The organism is Polyangium sp. 6x1 (assembly GCF_029946515.1).
In the GTDB taxonomy this organism is placed as follows: Bacteria; Myxococcota_A; Polyangia; order Polyangiales; family Polyangiaceae; genus Polyangium.
Map to the genome: position 1 here is coordinate 15,760 of NZ_JARZHH010000090.1, position 21,770 is coordinate 37,529.

17 protein-coding genes are annotated in these 21,770 nt (G+C 67.8%); 8 read left to right on the forward strand and 9 right to left on the reverse strand.

The features are described 5' to 3' along the window. Positions 1 to 351 (reverse strand): hypothetical protein, encoded by a 351-nt coding sequence (locus QHF85_RS44355; RefSeq protein ID WP_281333551.1) that lies wholly within the window; start codon positions 349 to 351, stop codon positions 1 to 3. Positions 352 to 473: 122 nt separating this feature from the next. Next, a complete protein-coding gene (locus QHF85_RS44360) occupies positions 474 to 1,850 on the reverse strand; it encodes a hypothetical protein (RefSeq protein ID WP_281333552.1) in 1,377 nt (458 codons plus the stop codon). 228 nt (positions 1,851 to 2,078) lie between these two features. On the opposite strand from QHF85_RS44360, the gene QHF85_RS44365 reads away from it, so the two are divergent. Next, on the forward strand, positions 2,079 to 4,610 hold the full coding sequence (locus QHF85_RS44365; protein WP_281333553.1) for an O-antigen ligase family protein: 2,532 nt from the start codon (positions 2,079 to 2,081) through the stop codon (positions 4,608 to 4,610). Between the two features lie 122 nt (positions 4,611 to 4,732). Here QHF85_RS44365 and QHF85_RS44370 read toward each other — a convergent pair whose 3' ends face one another. Then, the gene (locus tag QHF85_RS44370; RefSeq protein ID WP_281333554.1) at positions 4,733 to 5,686 is read right to left on the reverse strand and encodes a hypothetical protein; all 954 of its coding nucleotides are present in this window, start codon (positions 5,684 to 5,686) and stop codon (positions 4,733 to 4,735) included. A gap of 723 nt (positions 5,687 to 6,409) precedes the next feature. Here QHF85_RS44370 and QHF85_RS44375 point away from each other — a divergent pair. Both QHF85_RS44375 and QHF85_RS44380 read left to right on the forward strand, forming a co-directional pair. Continuing rightward, a complete protein-coding gene (locus QHF85_RS44375; RefSeq protein ID WP_281333555.1) occupies positions 6,410 to 6,823 on the forward strand; it encodes a hypothetical protein in 414 nt (137 codons plus the stop codon). Between the two features lie 404 nt (positions 6,824 to 7,227). Beyond that, positions 7,228 to 12,843 (forward strand): proprotein convertase P-domain-containing protein, encoded by a 5,616-nt coding sequence (locus tag QHF85_RS44380; RefSeq protein WP_281333556.1) that lies wholly within the window; start codon positions 7,228 to 7,230, stop codon positions 12,841 to 12,843. A gap of 198 nt (positions 12,844 to 13,041) precedes the next feature. On the opposite strand, the gene QHF85_RS44385 is transcribed toward QHF85_RS44380, so the two are convergent. Both QHF85_RS44385 and QHF85_RS44390 read right to left on the reverse strand, forming a co-directional pair. Then, positions 13,042 to 13,413, reverse strand: a complete 372-nt coding sequence (locus tag QHF85_RS44385) for a hypothetical protein (protein ID WP_281333557.1) — start codon at positions 13,411 to 13,413, stop codon at positions 13,042 to 13,044. Between the two features lie 13 nt (positions 13,414 to 13,426). Next, positions 13,427 to 13,585, reverse strand: coding sequence for a hypothetical protein (locus QHF85_RS44390; protein WP_281333558.1), 159 nt, complete (start codon positions 13,583 to 13,585; stop codon positions 13,427 to 13,429). Positions 13,586 to 13,763: 178 nt separating this feature from the next. Between QHF85_RS44390 and QHF85_RS44395 the strand changes: the two genes are divergently transcribed. After that, positions 13,764 to 14,315 (forward strand): sigma-70 family RNA polymerase sigma factor, encoded by a 552-nt coding sequence (locus QHF85_RS44395; protein WP_281333559.1) that lies wholly within the window; start codon positions 13,764 to 13,766, stop codon positions 14,313 to 14,315. Between the two features lie 4 nt (positions 14,316 to 14,319). Here QHF85_RS44395 and QHF85_RS44400 read toward each other — a convergent pair whose 3' ends face one another. Next, a complete protein-coding gene (locus tag QHF85_RS44400) occupies positions 14,320 to 15,489 on the reverse strand; it encodes a hypothetical protein (protein ID WP_281333560.1) in 1,170 nt (389 codons plus the stop codon). Between the two features lie 102 nt (positions 15,490 to 15,591). On the opposite strand from QHF85_RS44400, the gene QHF85_RS44405 reads away from it, so the two are divergent. Then, complete coding sequence (locus QHF85_RS44405; RefSeq protein WP_281333561.1) at positions 15,592 to 16,464, forward strand: LysR family transcriptional regulator; 873 nt, start codon at positions 15,592 to 15,594, stop codon at positions 16,462 to 16,464. On the opposite strand, the gene QHF85_RS44410 is transcribed toward QHF85_RS44405, so the two are convergent. Beyond that, positions 16,354 to 17,193 carry a hypothetical protein gene (locus QHF85_RS44410; protein ID WP_281333562.1) on the reverse strand — a complete coding sequence of 280 codons (840 nt, stop codon included), beginning with the start codon at positions 17,191 to 17,193 and terminating at the stop codon, positions 16,354 to 16,356. The two genes, QHF85_RS44405 and QHF85_RS44410, sit on opposite strands and share 111 nt — an antisense overlap. A 77-nt stretch (positions 17,194 to 17,270) precedes the next feature. Between QHF85_RS44410 and QHF85_RS44415 the strand changes: the two genes are divergently transcribed. Together QHF85_RS44415 and QHF85_RS44420 are read left to right on the forward strand one after the other, a co-directional pair. Continuing rightward, positions 17,271 to 17,573 carry a hypothetical protein gene (locus QHF85_RS44415; protein WP_281333563.1) on the forward strand — a complete coding sequence of 101 codons (303 nt, stop codon included), beginning with the start codon at positions 17,271 to 17,273 and terminating at the stop codon, positions 17,571 to 17,573. A gap of 262 nt (positions 17,574 to 17,835) precedes the next feature. Beyond that, positions 17,836 to 18,381, forward strand: a complete 546-nt coding sequence (locus QHF85_RS44420; protein ID WP_281333564.1) for a hypothetical protein — start codon at positions 17,836 to 17,838, stop codon at positions 18,379 to 18,381. A 61-nt stretch (positions 18,382 to 18,442) separates the two neighbouring features. Here the strand turns inward: QHF85_RS44420 and QHF85_RS44425 are convergent, their stop codons facing one another. Continuing rightward, positions 18,443 to 18,751 carry a hypothetical protein gene (locus QHF85_RS44425; protein ID WP_281333565.1) on the reverse strand — a complete coding sequence of 103 codons (309 nt, stop codon included), beginning with the start codon at positions 18,749 to 18,751 and terminating at the stop codon, positions 18,443 to 18,445. A gap of 553 nt (positions 18,752 to 19,304) precedes the next feature. Here QHF85_RS44425 and QHF85_RS44430 point away from each other — a divergent pair. After that, positions 19,305 to 20,126, forward strand: a complete 822-nt coding sequence (locus QHF85_RS44430) for an alpha/beta hydrolase (RefSeq protein ID WP_281333566.1) — start codon at positions 19,305 to 19,307, stop codon at positions 20,124 to 20,126. Between the two features lie 26 nt (positions 20,127 to 20,152). On the opposite strand, the gene QHF85_RS44435 is transcribed toward QHF85_RS44430, so the two are convergent. Beyond that, positions 20,153 to 21,770, reverse strand: a 1,618-nt coding sequence (locus QHF85_RS44435) for a WD40 repeat domain-containing protein (protein ID WP_281333567.1), incomplete at its 5' end; no start/stop codon positions are given.

Genomic DNA, 21,770 nt, shown 5'->3' on the forward strand with positions numbered 1-21,770 from the left:
CTATTTGCTGCCGCCGAGGCCCTTGCCGAGGCCCTTGAAGAAGTCGTCGACGACGTTCTGAAAACCCTTCATGCCGGCGCCCGCGACGCAGCCCATGGCTTCGCCGCAGCTCTTGGCCTCGTCGACGCACTGAATGCCTTTGTCGACCGGCTCGTCGCCGGCGACCTTGCGCCACTGCTCGACCTCCTCGACGCACTGGTCGAGGTCCTCCTTCGTCCCGTTCTTTTCGCCGCAAAGATCTGCGATACGCACGCAAGCCGCGCGCTCGGGTTTCTTCAGGTAGGCGTACGCCGCCACGCCGGCGCCGCCGCCGATACCGACTGCGAGAACGACCGCGAGGGTTTTGCTCATCTGGTTCTCCGGGGGCCGTGTCTTTTTGCGCACGGCCCAAGGTCACGTCAAGCGGACGCGGACCGATTTTTCGTCGCTTACGTTTCTATCTCGGCGAGAAAACTCCACTGCGGCAGGAGGGTCTACTGGGGCGTCAAGAACGTGATCGAGCGCAAATCTGCGCATTCCTGAGCGCCTTTGTCGTCGCCGAGGATGTACACTTTCTTGTTCGTCGGCGACTTCCCCACCTGGTCGTCTGAAATGGCGAAGAACCCCGTCGTCGCTCCGGTGAGCGACAGCTCGCGGGTGGTCGCCGTGCTGCGCGCTTCGATCGTGAGCGCTTGCTCCCGGGTCCACGTCGCGGGCGCCTCCGCCCGGAGCTCCTTGCCGCCCGACCGCAGGAGGAGCGTTCCCCCTTCCGGCGTGAGCTCCATCGTCACGCGGTTGTTGTCGTCGATGTACACGAGATCGTGGCGCGGGGAGGTCGCCTCTTGGCTCGCGTAATTCGGCGCGAAGACGAGCTTCACGTGAAAGTATCCTCCCTCGATGAGCGTGGACGAGAACGGCGAGTACAGCTTGTCCGCCGCGCGCGTCCGCTCCCCGCCCTCGGTCGGGATGTAGCTCGACGGGTACTTCGCGCCGGGCTCATGCTGCGCGCCGTAGGCATACACGCCCGTCGACTCGGTGGCCGAGATGAGCGGCGGATCCATGTCGATCGTGTCGTGGAGCGTCTGCAGCAAGAAATCTCCCTGCGCAGGCCCGACGCCATACCGCAACCACTTCGTGGCGTCGTCGACGACGTCGTAATTCCAGTTCGCGAGCGCCACGTTCCCCACCACGAAATACGCAAAACTCGGCCCGGTGCCGCCCTCGGCCCTGGCCCACGTCGAGCCATACCCCAACGGCACGTTGATCACGTAATTCGATTGCCGCTTCGCCGTTGCATTCACGAATTTCGTGGCCGCCATCCCGCCGGCGGGATTGCCGTCGTTCGTCGCGACGATATCCATCGGAAGGCCGGCGGGCGTCCAGCCGCTGCCCGTCCAGGCATCGCTGTATGGGATCACGTTCTTCCGCTGGCTCTCGACGCTGAGCCCCCAGCCCGAGCCGACGTTCCGGGGACGCGCCGCATCCGGCCCGTAAGGCAACATCGCGTTTTCGCTCGGCTGCGACGTGCGCTTGTCCGTCGGGCACTCGATCACGAGCCAGTTGTCCGGGAACGTGTATCCCGACATGGATCCGGGCACGGTCGCCGTCCATTCACGGATGACCGTCGGCACGCCGCCGCCCGCGCCGCCCATTCCACCCGCTCCGCCCATTCCACCGACCGCGACGCCGCCCGCCCCGCCGACGCCGCCCGTCCCGCCGACCCCGCCTGCGCCGCCCGGGCCCACGGACGCGCCGCCGCCGCCCTCGCCCGAAGACGACGACGACGCTTGCCCCGGCGGCACCGACCCTTGTTGATCGAGGCTACACGCGCCGAGCCAGACGCCCGCCACGAACACGGCAAACCCAGACATCCCAAGTGAAGCAAGGCCGCGACGCCCGCGGCGAGACGAACGTTCCATGACCACCGATCCTCGGCCGAACACGACCCGGCGTCAACGAACGCGCGGCGCCATCTCGCGCACCGGCTCCCTTTCGTTCTGCGTTACACTGGGCGCCCTCCCGCAAGCCCCGCGAACGAACCTCGGATGCCTCCCACCTCCCGACCGAGCCCCAGCCGAGATCGCGGAGGCTCCGGCTCCGTGCGGCCCCTCGTCGCGCTCGTCGCCCTCGCCGTCGCGGGCTCGGCCCTCGCGCTCGGCGGCGTCCATGTCCGCGTCGTCGCCCTCATCGCGCCCTTCGCGTTCGTCGCCGCCGCCCTCGCGCTTCGCCGCGAGCAAGAGCGCAAGGGCTCGATCTCGCTCGCCTTGCCTGCGATCCTCGCGATCGCCCTCGCCGCCTACACGCTCCTGCAGGCCGTGCCCTTGCCCATGGGCTTGCTCGAGCGCCTCGCACCGGGCAACGCCGACGTCTGGACGAGAGCGCTCCTGCCCTTCGGCGAGGCCGGCCCGCGCTTCGCGAGCCTCTCGCTCGATCCCGGCGGCACGCTCGTCGAGGCCCTGAAGTGGTCCTCCTACGCCGCGATCTTCACCGCCTCGGCGGCCGTCTCCGCGCGCCGCGGCGCGGCCCCCGGCGTCGCGATCGTCTTCCTCTCGGCGCTCGCCGTCGCGCTCGTCACCGTCGTGCACGGCCTCGCGGGGATGACCAAGGTCTACGGCTTCTACACGCCGTCGGTGTCGCTCCCTCCGTGGCACGTCGGACCGCTCATCAACCCGAACACCCTCGCCGGGTACCTGAACCTCGGCGCGCTCGCGGGCATGGGCCTCGCCCTCATGCACGACCCCGTCGCGCCGCGCTGGCTCGTCGCCGCGGGCGTCGCGTTCCTCGTCGCGGTCGACGTCACGTCCGCGTCGCGCGGCGGCGTGATCGCCTTGATCCTCGGCGTCCTCTTGCTCGCGCTCCTCCTGCGCGTCCGCGCCGCGCGCCGCGGCGGAGGCAGCCGTGCCGCCGAACCCTCGCTCCGCTGGCTCCTCGGCGCCGCGCTCCTCGGCGGCGCTGCGCTCGCGCTCCTCGGCGGCACGCGTGACACCTGGTTCGAGCTCTACGACAAGAACCTCGACAAACTCCAGATGGTGCGCTGGGCGCTGCCCGTCTTGCGCGAGCACCCGCTCTTCGGCATCGGCCGCGGCGCGTTCGAAAGCGTCTTCCCGGCGTACCGCGAGAGCCCGGGCCACGTCGTCTTCGCGTACGTCGAGAACTTCCCGGCGCAGTGGCTCGTCGAGTGGGGCGCGCCCGTCGCGCTCGCGGCGCTCGCCCTGTTCGCGTGGGCGCTCGCCCCTGCGCGCCTCGGCGCCTTGCGCAGCCGACTCGCGGCGAGCGCGTACACGGGCGTCGTCGTCGTCCTCGTCCAGAACCTCGCCGACCTCTCGCTGGAGATCCCCGCCGTCTGCTTCGCCCTCGCCGCGGTGCTCGGCTCTCTGTGGGGAGATCGCGCGCGCTCGCGCCCCTCGCGTGGCCTCGCCGCGAAGGCTCCGGGCAAGCTCGCGCGCCTCACGCCGGCCCTCGCGCTCTTCGTCGGCCTCACGCTCGCGGCCGCGTCGCTCTGGTTCGGACACCCCGACGTCGGCGCCGAGCGCGACGCGATCCACAGGACGTACGAGGCGACGAACGTCGCGGACCCTGCCGCGTACGCCGCGCTCGAAGGCTCGCTCCGCGCGGCCATGCGCCGTCACCCGGCCGAGCCGTATTTCCCGCTCATCGGCGCGCTCGCGGCCTACCAGGGCCAGCGCGAGAGCGCGCTCCCCTGGCTCCAGCGCACCCTCGAACGAGGCCACGTGAACGGCCGCGCGCACCTCTTGCTCGCGCAGGTCCTCGCCCGCCGAGGCGCGCGCCGCCAGGCCTTGCTGGAGCTTCGGATCGCCGTCACGCAAGAGAGCGCGCTCGTGGGCCCGGCGGGCGTCTTCGCCATGCGGCTCTCGAAGGACGAAGGCGAGCTGCTCGGCGCCGTCCCCGAAGGCAAAGCGGGCGCACCCATGCTCGACGAGCTCGCGGTGCAGGCGCGGAACGCTGGAAACGCAGCGCTGAGCGCGCGCCTCGACGCCGAGGCGATCGCGCGAAACCCTGGCGCCCATGGCCCCCGCGTGCGCGCCGCGGACGCGCTGATCGACGCGCTCGCGAAGGGCACGTGCGACGATCGCGCCCGCTGCGCGCGAGACATCGAGGCGCACGCGACGGCGCTCGAAGCCGCGTTCCCTGCGGACTTCGTGGCCGACCGGATCCGCGCGCGACACCTCGTCGTCGAGGGCAAGAGCGAGGAGGCCGAGTCCCGGCTCGCGGCGCGTTGCGCGAGGGTGAAGGAGCGCGTCGGTTGCTTGCGCGCCCGCGTCGAGATCGCCTCCAGCGTCCCCGGCGTCGCGCGGATCGACGCGGCCAGCAAAGACCTCCTCGCCGCGACGTGCCTCTCGGCCTCAGCGTGCGCCGAAGCGGCCGGCTTCTTGGCGCGCATCCGCGAGAACCGGGGCGACAGTGGCTCGGCGCTGACGCTCTACGATCGCGCGGCCCGCGAAGAACCGACCGAGGCCCGCTGGCTCGCGCTCGCGGACGCCGCGAGCCGCGCGGGCGCGCATGCGCAAGCCGTGATGGCGCTCGAACGGGTGGCGCAAAAGCGCGGGATGACGGAGGAGCTGCGCAAGCGGATTGCGGAGGAGCGGGCGCGGGTGCTGGGGGCGCATTAGCGAGGGGAGCGGCTGCTGCCGCTGCTGCTGCTGCTGCTGCCGCTGCTGCTGCGGACGCAGCAGCGGCGAGGCTTCCACCTACGGAGAGGTGACCCTTCCCCCCGGGCCTCGCGCGCCGCAGTTCAGTTCGCGCAAGCCCACTCGGCCGTCTTGTTGTTCTTGACGCTCAGCGTCCAGTCCCCGCCGACGGTGGAGGGGGCCGCGATCAAGGCGCCGTCGGTCCAGTCGTTCTGGTTGAGCGCGCCCGTGATCCCGGTAAGCGCGCAGCCCTTGATGCCCGTACCCGAGGTGATGGGGACCGTGTTCGTTACAGAGGCTGCGGCGGATACAGGAGGGCCCGAGGTGATCACCGTTGCTAGCGGGAAGTTCACGCACGTGGCGAAAACCCGCGCGTGCGAACCATCGTAGGGGTTAGAAAGGAGATTGGCCTCGACGTACCATCCCGTTGTCGGGTGGGTGGCATCCGTCGATGTTTTCTTGACCACGCGCGCGAACCGGCTGCTGCTATTCCACGCGCCGGCAATGCCCCAGAGGCCGGAGAGGAAGCATTGTCGCAGGTTGTTCGGGTCGAGGTCGGCGATCTTGACGGGGGGGCTGACGCTGCCGTCGCTGCTCTTCCATGAGCCGCCATTGCTGGTGGCAGAGTCGACATGGAAGCACGTGGCGCTGGCGTTCACAGGATTGTTCGCCCACACCCTCACGTTGTTCTGGTTCGTGTAGGCACCACCGTGCGCATACAGAAAGGTCCCGGTCAACGGGTACTTGGCGCCCACCCAGGCGAGCGATTCCTCGTCGTTGGACCATTCCGCACCCACATTGAGGTTCCCTGCGACACCGCTGAGGACGCAGGTCTGGGGGGTCGTCGAGGAGATGTCGAGCCCGTCTTCGTCCGTCGTGGTGCCCCACGACCAGAAGTGCCAGCCGGACAGCTCCGCCGAGGCTTCGGCGATCGATTCCTCTGCCAGATCATCCTCGGCGACAGCCGTGACACAGCCCAGGGAAAGCGCACCCAGGAGCAAGCCCGAAGTCACGCGGCCGAGGTGACGGAACATCGAAGCAGTCATCATGGTATTCATTCGTTTTTCTCGCTTGAAACTCGAGCATTCGGGCGGAGGACAGCCCGAGCAAATCGTACGTTTCGATCTGCCCCGCCAGCGGGTCGATGCTGCGCCGCACATCGTTCATGCAGCGCTCACGCGGAGCCCCTCGTGCACCTGGCATGCCAGGGTGCAGTTTCGGGCAAAACCGCGTCTGTACGGTAGGCGCCCGCACGTCGCGCATCACGGAACAGAGGCCTTTGGGGCATGCGGTGCGCGCGGTGGCTAGGCCTTGCGGATCCTCCCCCGGATCGCGTGGCTGCAGGCGCAAGCAGGCGACAGCGGGGAGTCGACGGGCCGTCGCAGGAGGCGTCGAATTCGTCGCAGTTCTCCCATGTCGTTGAAGTGGCAGTACGGGGACGCGTCGTCGCAGGCCGGGAAGCTCGCCTCGGAATCGGCGCGCGTAACGCAGGTACGCGCGTGCGTACCCCGCGGACGCGGAGCCCGGGGCGCTCAGGGCCTCGTCGTCCCCCAGCTCCCCGAAAGGGCCGGCCCTCCGCCCCGAGCGCCTTGCTTGCAGAGCGCCTCGACCTCTCCAGCTCGCGCCGCAGCATCTTGTGGTTTTTGCGCGATGGCGCTCGGATCGGCGCCTGCGTCCCAAAGGGCCGAGATCTACGTACGCCTCCCATCGCGCGGCGCGAAGACGCTGACGCCGGCTCGCCCCGCGAGACCCACCATCACGAGCCGATGGAACCGCAATGCATGCGCACTCGACCACGCCCCGGGAAAAGCGGACCCGGGGCCCTGCCGCGGCTCTCGCAGTACGAGAGCACCGCCGCGGACGCGCTGAGCGTCGCGCGGATCGACGCGGCCAGCAAAGACCTCCTCGCCGCGACGTGCCTCTCGGCCTCAGCGTGCGCCGAAGCGGCCGGCTTCTTGGCGCGCATCCGCGAGAACCGGGGCGACAGTGGCTCGGCGCTGACGCTCTACGATCGCGCGGCTCGCGAAGAACCGACCGAGGCCCGCTGGCTCGCGCTCGCGGACGCCGCGAGCCGCGCAGGCGCGCACGCGCAGGCCGTGATGGCGCTCGAACGGGTGGCGCAAAAGCGCGGGATGACGGAGGAGCTGCGCAAGCGGATTGCGGAGGAGCGGGCGCGGGTGCTGGGGGCGCATTAGCGAGGGGAGCGGCTGCTGCCGCTGCTGCTGCTGCTGCCGCTGCCGCTGCTGCCGCTGCTGCTGCTGCCGCTGCCGCTGCCGCTGCTGCTGCTGCTGCCGCTGCTGCTGCTGCTGCTGCTGCTGCTGCTGCCGCTGCGGATGATCAGCGCCCGTTGTTCGCGACGAGCTCGAGGGCCATGTCCGTACGTCGGGTGGCGCCCTCCTTGCGGAGCCTCGCCCGCACGCGACACTTTCTTCGCCTGTAAGGAACATTTGGCTTCCATTGTCCAAAGCAGGCATCTAAAGTTTGACTATCGACGGAAATTGTCATCCGAACACGTGCGCCAGACCCATCCTGGCGACGCCGTTTCGAAGCGATAGCAAGGTGCCTCTCCATGACATCTGTTCGAATGTGGACTTTTTGGATGGTCGTTCTGGGCCTTCTGGGCGCGTCCAGCGGTTGCGACGAGCCCGGCTCCGGCCCAGAGGGCAGCGGCGGCGCAGGGGGTGGTGCGGGTGGTGCTGCTGGCAATGGCGGCATGGGGAACATGGGCGGCGCCGGTGGCGCCTGTGTGCCCACCGACGACATGAACGATTGCACGGATGACGTGTGCAATGCCGACGGCACCACAGCGCATCCTCCCAAGCCGGCTGGCGAGGCGTGCACGAGCGATGGTGGCAATGTTTGCAACACCATGGGCCAGTGCGTCGAGTGCATCGGGCCCGCGGAATGTCCGGGCACGGATGACGCGTGCCAGCAGCGCACCTGCGCCGACGGCGGTTGTGGGATGGTCTTCACGGCGGCGGATACGCCGCTGCAAGTGCAGGACGTCGGCGACTGCAAACGCATCGTTTGCGACGGCAATGGCGGCACGACGAGCAAACACGACGACGCCGACGTTCCAGACGACGGCAACGCGTGCACGGTCGATGCGTGCGCGATGGGCACGTCGTCGCACATGAACCTCCCGCAAGGGTCGAATTGCACCCCACCCGGAGGGGCCGAGCCCCTCCAGTGCAATGCAATGGGCCAGTGTGTCGGGTGCAACGCTCCAGCGGATTGTCCCGGCGTGGATGGCGAATGCAGCGTGCGGACGTGCCTGGCGGGCGTATGCGGCGTGGATTTCACGGCGGACCAAACGCCGGTCGCGGCGCAGACGGCCAACGATTGCCTCGTGCGTGTATGCGACGGCGCCGGCAACGTCGCCAACATGGCCGACGACGCCGATGTGCCGCTCGATGACGGCGTGGCGTGTACAGCCGAGGCGTGCGCGGGCGGACTGCCGATCCATCCGAACGTTCCCGAGGGGACGACGTGTACCGACGGCGAAGAATGCACGGCGGCCGACGTATGCGTGATGGGTACCTGTCAACCCGGCACGCCCATCGTGTGTCAGCCGCCCGATGCATGTCACGACACCGGCGTCTGCGATGCGATGCTGGGAGCGTGCACGTACCCCGCCAAAATGAACGGCACCACGTGTGACGACGGGAACGGCTGCACGGTGTCGGACCAATGCACGGCTGGCGTCTGCGGCGGCACGACGCTCCCGGATGGCGCGGCGTGCGCGCAGGGGGACGCCATGGGCACGTGTCAACTCGGCGCGTGCAACCTCTGCGGCAATGGTGTCGTCAATCCCCCGGAGGAGTGCGACGACCTCAACGCGGTGACCGGCGACGGCTGCGATGCGTGCATCATTGAACTAGCGTGTCCGGCCGGGGAGACGAGAGTCGTCGTCCTGAACAACAGCCCCGTCTCGATCCCGGATGGGACCGGCAACGTCTCGAGTCCGGTCAACATCAATGCCACCGGCGCCGTCACCAAGGCAATCTCCGTCGTCCATTCGTTGACGCACGCGTCCGTGGCCGACATCGATATGCACCTCGTATCGCCGCAGGGACTCCAGCGAGAGCTCTCGACGGACAACGGGAACGGCGGCGACAACTACACGCGCACGACGTTCAACGATGACGCGGACGCATCCATCACGAGCATCACGGCACCGTTCACCGGCAAGTACAGCCCCGAACAGTCCCTCACGACCCTCGGAGCAGGATTCGATTTCCTGCGGCTGAATGCTTCCGGCACCTGGAACCTCAGGGTCTCCGATGACGCGGCCTCGACGGCAGGCACGTTGCATGCGTGGAGCCTCGCGCTTTGCGTGAGGCCCACTTCTTATTGCGGCGACGGCATCGTGAACGAAGACGAGGAGTGTGACGACGGCAACGCGAACGAGGCCGATCTGTGTAACAACTTCTGCCAGCACAACGAGGGCTGCGGCGATGGCAATTTCGACCTCGGGGAGGAGTGCGACGACAACAACGTGATCTCGGGAGACGGCTGTTCCTCCACGTGCGACGTGGAGATCACGTGTGCAGCCAACGAGACCCCGTTCATCGCGACGAACGCCATGACAGCGGCCGTCCCGGAGGACAATGCATACCACGACTTCCCGATCAGCGTGATGACCCCGGGGGGCGTCAAGAAGGTCGTCGTCGTCGTCGGCAGCATCGCGCACACGAACGTCCAGGAGCTCTACCTCCAGCTCCAGTCTCCCTTCGGAACGACGCGTAGGCTGTCGTCGGGCGACGGGGGCACGGGTGACGATTATACGTCGACATTCTTCGTCGATGGCGCGAGCACAACCATTTCCTCTGGCTCCGCCCCGTTCAACGGCAAGTTCCGGCCCGACGAGTCCCTGTCGAAGACGCCCGGCACGGACAACCTCGCGCAATCGGCGTTCGGCACTTGGAAGCTCCAGGTGCGTGACGCGCAGTCGGTGAACTTCGCCGTGTTCAATTCCTGGACGCTCGCGCTCTGCCTCGGCGCGGACAACTATTGCGGCAATGGCGTCGTGGATCCCGGCGAGGAGTGCGACGACGGCAACGCGAACCCCACCGACGCGTGCAGCAACACGTGCACCGTCTACGATGGTTGCGGCGACGGGAACCTCGACGCGGGCGAAGTCTGCGACGACAACAACGTCACCGCGCTCGACGGTTGCTCGACGACATGCCAGGTCGAGCTGACCTGCGACGCGGGTCAAACCAAAGTGACGGTGACGAAGACCACGTCCACGGCCATTCCCGACACCAACACCTTCGTGGGCAGCCCCGTCATTGTGAACACCACCGGAGCGGTGAAGAAGGTCGCGGTGGTCCTCGGGAACATCACCCACTCGCAGGACGACGATCTGGATATTCAGCTGCGGTCACCGGCCTTGATCGTCCGCGCTCTCTCCGACGACAACGGAGGTGCGGACAACAACTACAGGTCGACGATCTTTTCCGACGCGGCGGCGACGTCCGTATCGATCGGCGGTCCGCCCGCCTCGGCGCCCTTCATGGGAATGTTCCTCCCCGAGCAATCCCTGGCCACCACGAAGGGCAGCGACTTCCTCGATCATGACGCCGAGGGGGAATGGCAGCTCCAGATTCGCGACGACACGAGCACGAACTCCGGCACGCTCAGCCATTGGACCCTCGTTCTGTGCGTCGACCCCGCTGCACCGTATTGCCGAGACGGCATGCTCGCTCCCGGCGAGGAATGCGATGACGGCAATGGGCTCGGCAACGACGCATGCTCCAACGCGTGCATCGTGAACGATGGCTGCGGTGATGGCAACCTGGACGCCGGCGAGCAATGCGACGACGACAACCGCGCGCCGGGCGACGGCTGCTCGCCGACGTGCCAGGTCGAAATCACGTGCGGAGCCGGCGAAACGGCGGTCGTCGCGACGAACGGCACGGCATCGTCGATCCCCGACAACAACACGTTCAAGACCTTCCCCGTCACGGTGGCCGCGGCGGGAGCCGTGAAGAAGGCGCAGGTGGTCATCGGAGGCATCACGCACCCGAACGACGGGGACCTCGACATCCAGTTGGTCGGGCCGAACGGGACGGTGCGCAACCTGTCCGACGACAACGGCGGCACCGGCGACGATTACTCGATGACGTACTTCGATGATTCGGCAGCGACGCTGATCTCGCAGGGCAGCGCGCCGGCCGTATCCCCGTTCAAGGGGACGTTCCGGCCCGAGGCGTCGATGGCGACGACGGCTGGAACGGACTTCTTGCTCAAGAACGCCGCCGGTACGTGGACACTTCAAGTGCGTGACGACTTCGGCGGGAATGCGGGTACGTTCAGGAGCTGGACGCTCGCCCTCTGCGTCGATCCCGCTGGATATTGCGGCGATGGCATCATCAACGCCGGCGAGGAGTGCGACGACGCAAACACCATCAACACCGACGCGTGCAGCAATGGGTGCCAGTTGACCGATGGCTGCGGCGATGGCAACTGGGACGCGGGCGAGCAGTGCGATGACGGTAACCTCGCGTCGGGAGACGGTTGCTCGTCGGCATGCCAGGTCGAGATCTCGTGCGGAGCCGGCGAAACCCCGGTCATCCTATCGAACCAGGCGTCGGCCCCGATCACCGACGACAATACGTTCAACAACTTCCCCGTCACGGTCGCCACGACGGGCGGTGTGAGGAAGGCCATTGCGGCCGTCGGTCGCATCTCGCACCTCGTCGTCTCGCACATCGATATCCAGTTGCTTGGGCCGAACGGCAGGGTGCGCAGGCTTTCGGACGACAACGGCTCCGCCGACGACGACTACGTGTCGACCCTGTTCAACGACACCGCGTCGACGGCCATCACGGACGCCACAGCGCCCTACAATGGGTCGTTCCGTCCCGAAGCGTCGCTGTCGACGAAGCTGGGAACGGACTTCTTGCTCGACAACGCCGCCGGCACGTGGACGCTCCAGGTGCGCGACGACACGACCGGGGTCGCAGGCACCTTCCATGGCTGGACGCTCGCTCTCTGCGTCGATCCCGACGGATATTGCGGCGACGGCTCGGTCGACGCGGGCGAGGAGTGCGACGATGGCAATACCGTCGACGACGACGCATGCAGCAACTCCTGTGCGATCACCGATGGGTGCGGCGATGGCGATCTCGATCCGGGCGAAGACTGCGACGACGACAACTTCGCATCGGGCGACGGTTGCTCGTCCACCTGCCAGTTCGACATTGGCTGCGGAGCCTCCGAAGTGCCCGTCATCTTGACGAACGACACACCGACCGCCATGCCCGACGACACGCACACGGGCGCGCTCAGCCTGCTCGACGTCGCAAACGTGGGTGTCGTGCGCAAGGTCATCGCCACCGTGAACGTCACCCACCCGGACGTCACGGAGATGTCGATGCATCTCGCCCCGCCGAACGGGGTCGCGCGGTCCCTGGAGTTCACGACGACCGGCGCGAATTTCACGGCGACGATGTTCAGCGACGCCGCCGCGGGGGACATCACCACCGGCACGTCGCCGTACACGGGCACATTCAAGCCCGCCACGTCCTTTGCAGCGGGTGGTTTCCTCAATCAATCAGCGACGGGCGACTGGCACATGCACGTCCTCGATGTCGACCCGGGCAATACGGGCACCCTCGACTCGTGGACGCTGGCCCTGTGCGTCGATCCCACGGTCACCCGCGTGTGTGGCAATGGTTTCGTCGAGCCTGGTGAGACCTGCGATGACGGAAATACAAAGCCCGGTGATGGCTGCGACGCGGTCTGCCAGATCGAGTTCCTCTGCGATCCCTTGGACACGAAGATCCTTCGGAGGTCGACCGATGGCCCATTCCTGCTCACGGCGGGTACGGGCTACAGCGACAGCGTGATCAACATCGCCACCCCGGGCAAGGTCCGCAAGGCGGCCGTCGTCGTCAATTCGGTCACGCATACGTGGGTCAGCGATCTGTACATCTACCTGATTTCGCCCGCGGGCACGGAGCTCGTCCTGAGCGGCAGCAACGGAGGCTGGGGGTATGACTACGTATCGACGTACTTCGGTGACGCCGCCCTCACCGAGGTGGCGGCGGGAACGGCGCCATTCCGTGGTTTCTTCAAGCCAGAAACGCCGCTGCATGGTCTGTACGGACAGATCGCGAGCGGCGCGTGGGCCCTTCGGGTCCGCAATCTGAGCTCGTTGTCCAGCGGCGTGCTCAAGTCCTGGACGATTGCGCTTTGCGTGCAGTAGACCACCGGCGCGAGAGCCAAAGCGGCTCGGGATCGCGCACCTCGCCCCTGCGCTCGTAAAATCGCAGCAGCAGGGGCTTGCCACCCTGGTCCTCGGCTCCGGCGGCCATCCGCCGGAGCCGGCCTTCGAGGACATCCCCCCTGCCTGCTCCCGACGTCGAGCCGGAGCACGATGACGAGGCGGGGCGGTGAGGGCCCGTCACCCCCCGCAGCCGTCGGGCATGGACGATGTCATCCACTTGCCGTCGGAGCTGCACGTCGCCGTCACCTCGAACCCGCCGCAGTCGGGGGAGCCGTAAAAGCAAGTCTGCCCCGGCGTCTCGCACGCGGCGCCTTCGCGCGGATGGTTATAAAAGCTCCAACCACTGCCGCCGGGTTGCAAGTCGCAGGTCCTGACGGTCGGACAGCCGTCGTCCCGCACGTAGTTGCAGGTGAGACCTTTCTCTTCGCAATTGGGGCCGCTGTAGAATTTGGGTTCCTCGGCGGGACACCCGGCAGGGTTGTCGTTCGGATCGCAGGCGGAAAGGAGCAGAGAAGAGACGACCAGGAAAGACAAGGATCGAAGCATCATGAGCTGCATCCTATCACGGTTCGGCGGGATGCAGCAGCAGCGGCAGCAGCAGCAGCAGCAGCAGCAGCAGCAGCAGCGGCAGCAGCAGCGGCAGCGGCAGCGGCAGCGGCAGCAGCGGCAGCGGCAGCGGCAGCAGCAGCGGCAGCAGCAGCGGCCACGATCTCCTTCTCATTCACGCTGCCACGTCACGCAATCCCGATGGATCCTGGTTCTTTCAAGACGAACCCAATCCCCCACTTTCCCATTGCCTTCCCCGACAAACCATGAGAAACAAAAAAAGCGACGCCAGCCGGCGCTGACACACCGACCGGCGTCTGACCCGAAACCCCCGCCAAGACGGAGTTCAGGCTATGGCCAAGGTAAACGTCCCCCCCGAATCCGCCAAGAAACCTACACACAATCCCTCCCCGGAGGCGTCTTTCGAGCGGTTTTACCGCGAATGCCGCCCCTTCGTCCGCTCCCTCCTTCTACGGCGCGGCGTCCCTGGGCGGGAGGCGGACGACCTCGTGCAGGAGGTCTTCGTCATTGCCTGGCGCCGCTGGGACAGCCTCGTGACGCCCGAGGGCGCGCGGCCGTGGGTTTCTACGATTGCGCTGTACGTCGCATCGAATCACCGAACGCTCTTGCGATATCGCCTGGAGCACCTCGCCGGCGGCGAGTTCCCGGAGACGGCGTTCGTGCCGCGGGTCGTGGAGGCGCTCGACGCCGTGCGACGGGTGGAGAGGGCCATCGGTAGCCTCGGCCGAAAGGTGTGGGCCGTGGTCCGCGCCTATCTCATCGACGGCCGCTCGATGCCGGAGATCGCTCGCATGTTGCGGATTCCCCTCAAGACCGCCTATGCCCGGCTCGTGCTTTCGCGTCGGCGGCTTTCCCTGGCTGGAGCGCGCGGCATCCCAGCGTAGGCGCTCACGGCGCGATGCTGAACCGCGTCGTCCAGCGTTGCGTCGTGCCCGGAATCGTCACCGAAAGCCGGCACTCGCCCGCGTCGCCAATGGCAGCCACCGGGATGATGCTGGAAGCGAATGAATCGACGACGCCCACGTTCGCCTCGCATTGCGTGGGCGTCGTCGACGCCGACGCAAACCAGGCCCCCGGCACGTTCTCGCAGAGCTTTCCGTGCGTCGTCATCGCCTCCTCGACGTGGAGGTCGACGCCATTGCTCTCCTCGGGAAGGAAGAGCGTATACGACGCGCCTTCCTCGATGGGCTCGGAGACGTCGCCCTTGAGCGCCACCTTGCGCAGGTAGAACGAGGCATCGACGGACGTCACCGCGTCCGGGCCCACCACCTCGAAAGCCTGCATCCCCTGCACCGGCAGCATCGTGTCGGCTGATACCGTCACCGTGCCTGGGCCTGCGGTCAGATAGGTGGAGCCAGGCCCGGGCGTCAGGTCTCCGTTCGATTGGAGCGTGAGGGCAACGGGCGCGGGCGCATTGACCGGCGAAAAGGGCTTTCCTGTCGCGTCGAGCGGGCGTGCCGTCGGCGCCCACAGCGGCGCGCCCGACGGCAGCACCATGGTGTCCCAGCAGTCGGCCAGCTTTTGGTGAAACTGCTCGACCACGAAGCCGACGACGGGCTTGACGTGCAACACGAGCCGGTGCTGGAGCGGTAGCACGGTCGCAATCGATCCATCCTCGGAGGGGCAGTGCTGCCCCTTGATCTCGCCCGCGAGGAGCACGGTCACCGTACCCTCCTCCCGGAGCTCGACAGCGAGCGCGCCGCCGACGAGCTCGACCGCCGCCGCCGTCCCTTGCACGTCGACGATCGACTGCCAGACCACCGGGCCCGGGTTTATCTGGCAGCCGGACGAAAGGACGAAGCCGTCCTTCGCCACGAGCTTCACTTCGCGCGGGTAATCATCGCCGAGCCCGTAGATCAACTCGGTCTCTTCGTTCGCCTGCCCATTCGCGACCTCGGCGTAGGCGACGACGTCGGACGACGACGCATACCTCGCGGGCAGCGTCAGCGTGTGGACGGGCGCTGCGGGGCCGGGCGACGGGTCGGCAGAATCAGGGGCGGGGCCATCGGCGCAAGCGACGAGGCCGAGGCCGAACACGAGCGGAGCAAGGGCGCGCATGAAAACCTCTGTGGGGGTGGGGGGACAAGGCAGGCGTAGCGCCCGAGAGGCCGGGTGAAAATGCACGTCGGCACCCGACGGCCGTGCAAGAATCCACAGCCTATGAATTGGGACGATCTGCGCTTCGTCGCCGCACTCTCGCGCGCCGGTTCCCTGGCCAAGACAGCCGCGGCGCTCGGCGTCGATCACACCACCGTCGGCCGGCATATCGAGGCGGCCGAGCGCGCCCTCGGCCTGCGGCTGTTCACGCGCACGGCTGCCGGCTACGTACTGACGCGCGACGGCGAGCGGCTGCTTTCCCCCCTGCGCCAGGTCGAGGACGCGGTGCTTGCGCTGGAGCGCGGGGTCCACGCGCAGCGCGGCGCGCTGGAGGGCACGGTGCGGGTGACCTCGCCCGAGACCTTCGGTATCGCGTATCTGGCCCCGCGCCTCGCGCGCTTTGGTCGCCAGTACCCGGCGCTGTGCGTCGAGCTCTTGCCGGCGGGCGCGGTGCTCGACCTCAGCCGCAGCGAGGCCGAGCTGGCGGTGCGATTCGTGCGTACGTCGCACGAGTCGTTGCGGGTCCGACGCGTCGGGGAGGTGCGGCACGGCTTCTATGCGTCCGCCGCGTATTTGGCTCGGCACCCGGTTCGGACGCCGGGCGATCTGCACGAGCATCCGCTGCTGCTGCCTGCGAGCGGCGTCGAATTGGCCTGGCTGCAACATCTATCGCCGGGCGTGCGGCCCGCCTTCGTGAGCGATGTATCGCTGGCCCTCGCCGAGGCCGCGCAGGCCGACGCCGGGCTGGCGGTGCTGCCGAGGTTCCTCGGGGACCGGACGCCGGGCCTGACGCACGTGCCCATGCCGCGCGAGCCAGGGCAACCGCTATGGCTGACCGTGCACCGCGACCTGCGGCAAACCCCCCGGGTGCGCGTGCTGGTCGACTTTCTGGTGGCCACCCTGCAAGCCGACCGCGACCTCTTGCTCGGCGCCTGAGCTGTGTTCGAGGACTCGCGGCTCACGCGAAACCTCCGCGGCAGATCCTACCGCCCGCTTCCGCTTCCTCGCCCCCGCCCCCAGCGCCTCGAAGCTCGCGCGGTTCGCCTCGTCGTTTGCGAATTCCATCCGCCCCGCCCCCTCGATCCGCGCCACTGCCGCCAAGATCCGATTCCCCCTTCGATTCCGCTCCTGCGTCGTCACCGGCGCGTTCGCGCGCTTCTGCTCCTGCATCGCATCTGCATTCGTGATCGCCACGAGCGCCTGTGCGAGCCCGTCGAGGTCCTTCTCCAGGATGCCGAGGGACGCGGCCTCGGCCGGGTCCTCCTTGGCGCGGCCCAGGATCTGCTGGATCGTGGCCTTCACGTCGCGCACGTTCGTCTTGTTCACCTTCTGCCCGATCCCGTAGGCGCGCATCACGTCGGCGGGCGCTTTGGCGCGACGAACGGCGGCGCGGATTTGCTGCATCTGCGCGTGTCCGTATTCGAGCGCCACGTTCTGCGCGCTCGTCGCCGCGATGGCCTCGCTCCGGGCCTGTTTGGCGCCGGGGACGGCTTCACCGAGCTTCTCGATGTCCTCCGAGAGCCCCTCCACCAGACCTTCCGGGAGCCGCGGGCCGAGGGCGGCGGCGTGGGTGACGACGAGGTTCAATGCTTTGAGGCCGAGCTGCGTGATGGTGGTGAAATCCCTGGCCGGAAGCGTGCTCTTCACAATCAGCGCGACGGTCATGACGTTCCTCCCTCGACGCGTGGGGGTACGGCGTCGTATCCGTCGCGAGTATTGCACGGCCCGTGCCAATAGCACTCGTGAAGAGCGCGAAGGCACCCGGGAAGAGCGCGGAGGCACCTGGGAAGAGCGCGGCGACGCCCGTGAAAGGCGCGGAAGCACACCGGAATAGCGCGGAGGCATCCGGGAAGAGCGCGGAGCCATCCGGGAGGAGCGCGGAGGCACCTGGGAAGAGCGCGGAGACACCCGGGAAGAGCGCGGATCTACACGGGAAGAGCACGGAGCTACCCGGGAAGAGCGCGGAGCCATCCGGGAAGAGCGCGGAGGCACTCGTGAAGAGCGCGGAGACACCTGTGAAGAGCGCGGAGCTACCCGTGAAGTGATACACATCACTCGTGCACCACCGAGTGGCGCATGACCGCTCCGAAACGGAGCACCGCCGCTCCAAAACGGAGCAGCCCTGGAAACGGAGGTGCCCCCTGCGCCCCGCACCGCCAAAGCTGCCGCTGCTGCTGCTGCCGCGGCACCAGGAACCACGATTGGGATCGCGTGAAGTCCATTGGCGGGCGAAAATCACGACCGCGTGTCGGACACTGTACGATTCGAGCCCGTGCTTTTGCTTCCCTTCCGGGCTAGGAGGGCCGCATGAACATTCGTGCGGCGGTTCTTGGTTGCTTTTTCCTTACTTTTTCCGTCGGTGCGTGTAGCGGGGACTCGAATGACGGCGCGGGCGGCGGCGGCGGGACCTCGCCAGGCAAACCGTCGTGCGCCGACGTCTGCGCGGCCATCGAAAAGCAGTGCGGGCAGTTGCCCCCGAATTGCAACGACGCCTGCGCGATGCTGTCGGACGAGGCCAAGGCGTGCGTCGTGAGCGCGAGCTCATGCGCAGCCATCGACGCCTGCGGGAGCAGCTCGACGAGCAACAGCGGAAGCAGCACCGCGGGCAGCGGAGGCAGCAGCTCGTCGAGCAGCTCGTCGAGCGCGAGCAGCGGAACGGGGGGAAGCTCGGGTGATGTTTGCGCGGCCTGCCAATCGGACGAGTTCTGCGTGAAAAGCTCGTCGGTCGCGTCCGAGATCGGTTGCGTCGGTCTCCCGTTCGATTGCAACGACGGGCTCTGCCAGTGCCTGATCGCGAAGGGGTGTTCGATGGGCGGCAAGACGTGCGAGGGTAGCATCGTCGAATGCAACTGATGCGCGCGATGCCGTGACGAAGGGGCCAGCGCGCGCTCTTCAAGCTCGCCGCGCAACCTCCTCACTTCGGCGGCGTTACGGTAAACCCCAGGTCCGTACGCCCCAAGAACTTCATCGTCCCGCCCATTTCGTGCGCCACCAGGCTCAGGTCGAGCGGCACATTCGACAACGCCAGCACGAGAGCTTGCACCGAGTCGGCGCCCCACACGGATCGGCTTGACTCGTGCTGCCCGGGGCCGCGGATCTCGTACGTTACCGACCAGTTTCCGTTTTCTTCCGGCACCGGCGCATGAATTCGCACGACGACCTTCCGCGCCCCGCGCTTGCCATGGGGAACGAGCCGCAGTTCTCGCTCGGCGATGACGGTCATCGCTGCGCCTCCCTTTCACATTCGCGGTAGCATTGCGAGCGCGCCTCGTTGGCGCGGCGCCAGCATCGCTCCCGATCCTTTTTGGGTTTCTCGGGAAGTTTGCGACACTGACGGTTGTCGTAATCCCAGACCAGATCGCATGCGCGCCTGCAGTAGGCCCATTCGCTGTCGTCAGAAGCGACGACCGCCTCCGTCGCGTCCGCCTCCGTCGGGTGCGCCGTGGCCTGTCCCGTGGATGGTAGAATCGCCCACGAGAACAAGACCGTCATGAAAGCCATGGCATTGCTCGTCCGGTTTCTCCTTTGCACTCCCCACCTACCCTTCGTGTGCTCATCGGGCACCCTATCTAGCGAGGGCTGAGGGGCCAAGTTCCCGCGGCCAGACCGAGGGGACTGCGGGCAATCGCTCGCATGCTGCGGGTTCCCCTCGAGGGGCGTACGCCCGGCTCGTACTCTCGCATCGCCGCCTTTCGCGGCTGGGGATGCACGACGCCTGACGGGTCTCCCCCTCCACGGCCTGGCCAAAGGCATCATTCGCGCTTACGATGGCCGACATGGCCGACCTCCTCTTCACCCCGTCGGGCGTCCGGCTGCGTCGTCATTCCACCCGCTCTGGCAACCTGAACTGGCTCTTCCTGCCAGGCGGCCCCGGCATTGGATCGGAAAGCCTCGAAGGGCTCGCCGACATCCTGGATGTGCCGGGGACCATCTGGCTTGTCGATCTGCCTGGAGACGGCTCGAACCGCGCCCCTCCGGGGAGCCCGGCGGTTCCTTTTGATGTCTGGCCCAATGTCGTGGCCGAAGCTGCCATGGCGCTCCCGCGCGTCGTTTTCGCCGGACATTCGACCGGCGGCATGTATCTGCTTTCGACGCCCGAGCTCGAGCCGCACCTCGTGGCCCTGGCGCTCCTCGACTCCGCTCCGGACGCCCTCTGGCATCCTCGCTTCGTGGAGATGACCAAGGCGCATCCATTGCCCGATGTCGAGACAGCGTCAGCCATCTATGAAGCGGACCCGCGCGACGAGAACATCGCCGCGGTTGCGGTGGCGTCCGCGGAATGGAACTTCACCCCGGCTGGGCTTTCGGCGGGACGAGAGCTCCTCGCGAGAATGCCTTACAACAGCGCGGCGGTCGCGTGGTCGGAGGCCCATTTCGACCACGTCTACAAGGCCCGCTGGTGGCCGACGCGAATGCCGGTCCTTCGACTGGCCGGCGCGGACGATCGGATCGTCTGGCAAGGCGGCTTTCGCGAGCCGAGGTTCCAGACGCCCAACGTCATCGATCGCGTCATCGAGGGCGCTGGACATTTCCCTTGGATCGAGAATCCCGAGGCTGTGCGAGCGGCCTTCGCCGAACTGGCGCTGCGCATTGCCTGAGCGTCTGCCTCCTCGGCGTCGAGCCATCAAGGCTGCGCCGCTCGGCGGTCGTTCGCCTCGGCGACGCGGCGCTGGCAGCTCGCGAGCTGCTCGGCGGCGACGTCCTCGGACACGCCGAGCACCTCCCGGCGTAGCTCGATGGGCGGGCAGTAACGGGTGGCCGTCCAGAGCGCCGGATCATCCAGGCCGGTGATGCGCTGGAAGCGGGGCCATACGGTGGCCCAGTGCTTCATCTTGCCGGTGGCCGGGTCAATCTCGCTATGCGAGGCGGTGACGATGCGCGTGCCGTCGGGGCTCCACGCCGCCGAATGGGCCTCGAACTCGGGGATGCGGAGGATCGCCGGCTCGCCCGTGCCATCCGCGTTCCACACGCGCACGGTCTTGTCATCCGAGAAGGTGACGATCTGGGCGCCATCTGGGCTAAACGTCCCCCCTCCCCTTGCTCCGCCACCAACGGGTGCGCCGTGTCCCTCGAGCCGCAGGGGCTTGCCCGTGCCATCGGCGTTCCAGACCCAGGCCGTCTTGTCCCAGGAAGCGGTGACGATGCGTGTGCCGTCGGGGCTAAACGCCGCCGAAGAGACGCCATCCTGGTGCCCCTCGAGCCGCAGGGGCTTGCCCGTGCCATCGGCGTTCCACACCCGGGCGGTCTTGTCTGCCGAAGCGGTGACGATGCGCGTGCCGTCGGGGCTCCACGCCGCCGAATAGACGCGATCCTGGTGCCCCTCGAGCCGCAGGGGCTCGCCCGTCCCATCGGCGTTCCACACCCGGGCGGTCTTGTCCCAGGAAGCGGTGACGATGCGCCTGCCGTCGGGGCCAAACGCCGCCGAAGAGACGCGATCCTGGTGCCCCTCGAGCCGCAGGGGCTCGCCCGTCCCATCGGCGTTCCACACCCGGGCAGTCTTGTCCCAGGAAGCGGTGACGATGCGCCTGCCGTCGGGGCCAAACGCCGCCGAAGAGACGCGATCCTGGTGCCCCTCGAGCCGCAGGGGCTTGCCCGTCCCATCGGCGTTCCACACCCGGGCGGTCTTGTCCAAGGAAGCGGTGACGATGCGCGTGCCGTCGGGGCCAAACGCCGCCGAAGAGACGCCATCCTGGTGCCCCTCGAGCCGCAGGGGCTTGCTCGTGTCATCGGCGTTCCACACCCGGGCGGTCTTGTCCCCTGAAGCGGTGACGATGCGCCTGCCGTCGGGGCCAAACGCCGCCGAATAGACGCGCTCCTGGTGCCCCTCGAGCAGCAAGGGCTTGCCCGTGCCATCGGCGTTCCACACCCGGGCGGTCTTGTCCCCGGAAGCGGTGACGATGCGCGTGCCGTCGGGGCTCCACGCCGCCGAATAGACGCGAGCCTGGTGCCCCTCGAGCCGCAGGGGCTTGCCCGTGCCGTCGGCGTTCCACACCCGGGCAGTCTTGTCCCAGGAAGCGGTGACGATGCGCCTGCCGTCGGGGCTCCACACCGCCGAATAGACGCGATCCTGGTGCCCCTCGAGCCGCAGGGGCTTGCCCGTGCCGTCGGCGTTCCACACCCGGGCGGTCTTGTCCCAGGAAGCGGTGACGATGCGCCTGCCGTCGGGGCCAAACGCCGCCGCATGGACGCTAGCCTGGTGCCCCTCGAGCCGCAGGGGCTCGCCCGTGCCATCGGCGTTCCAC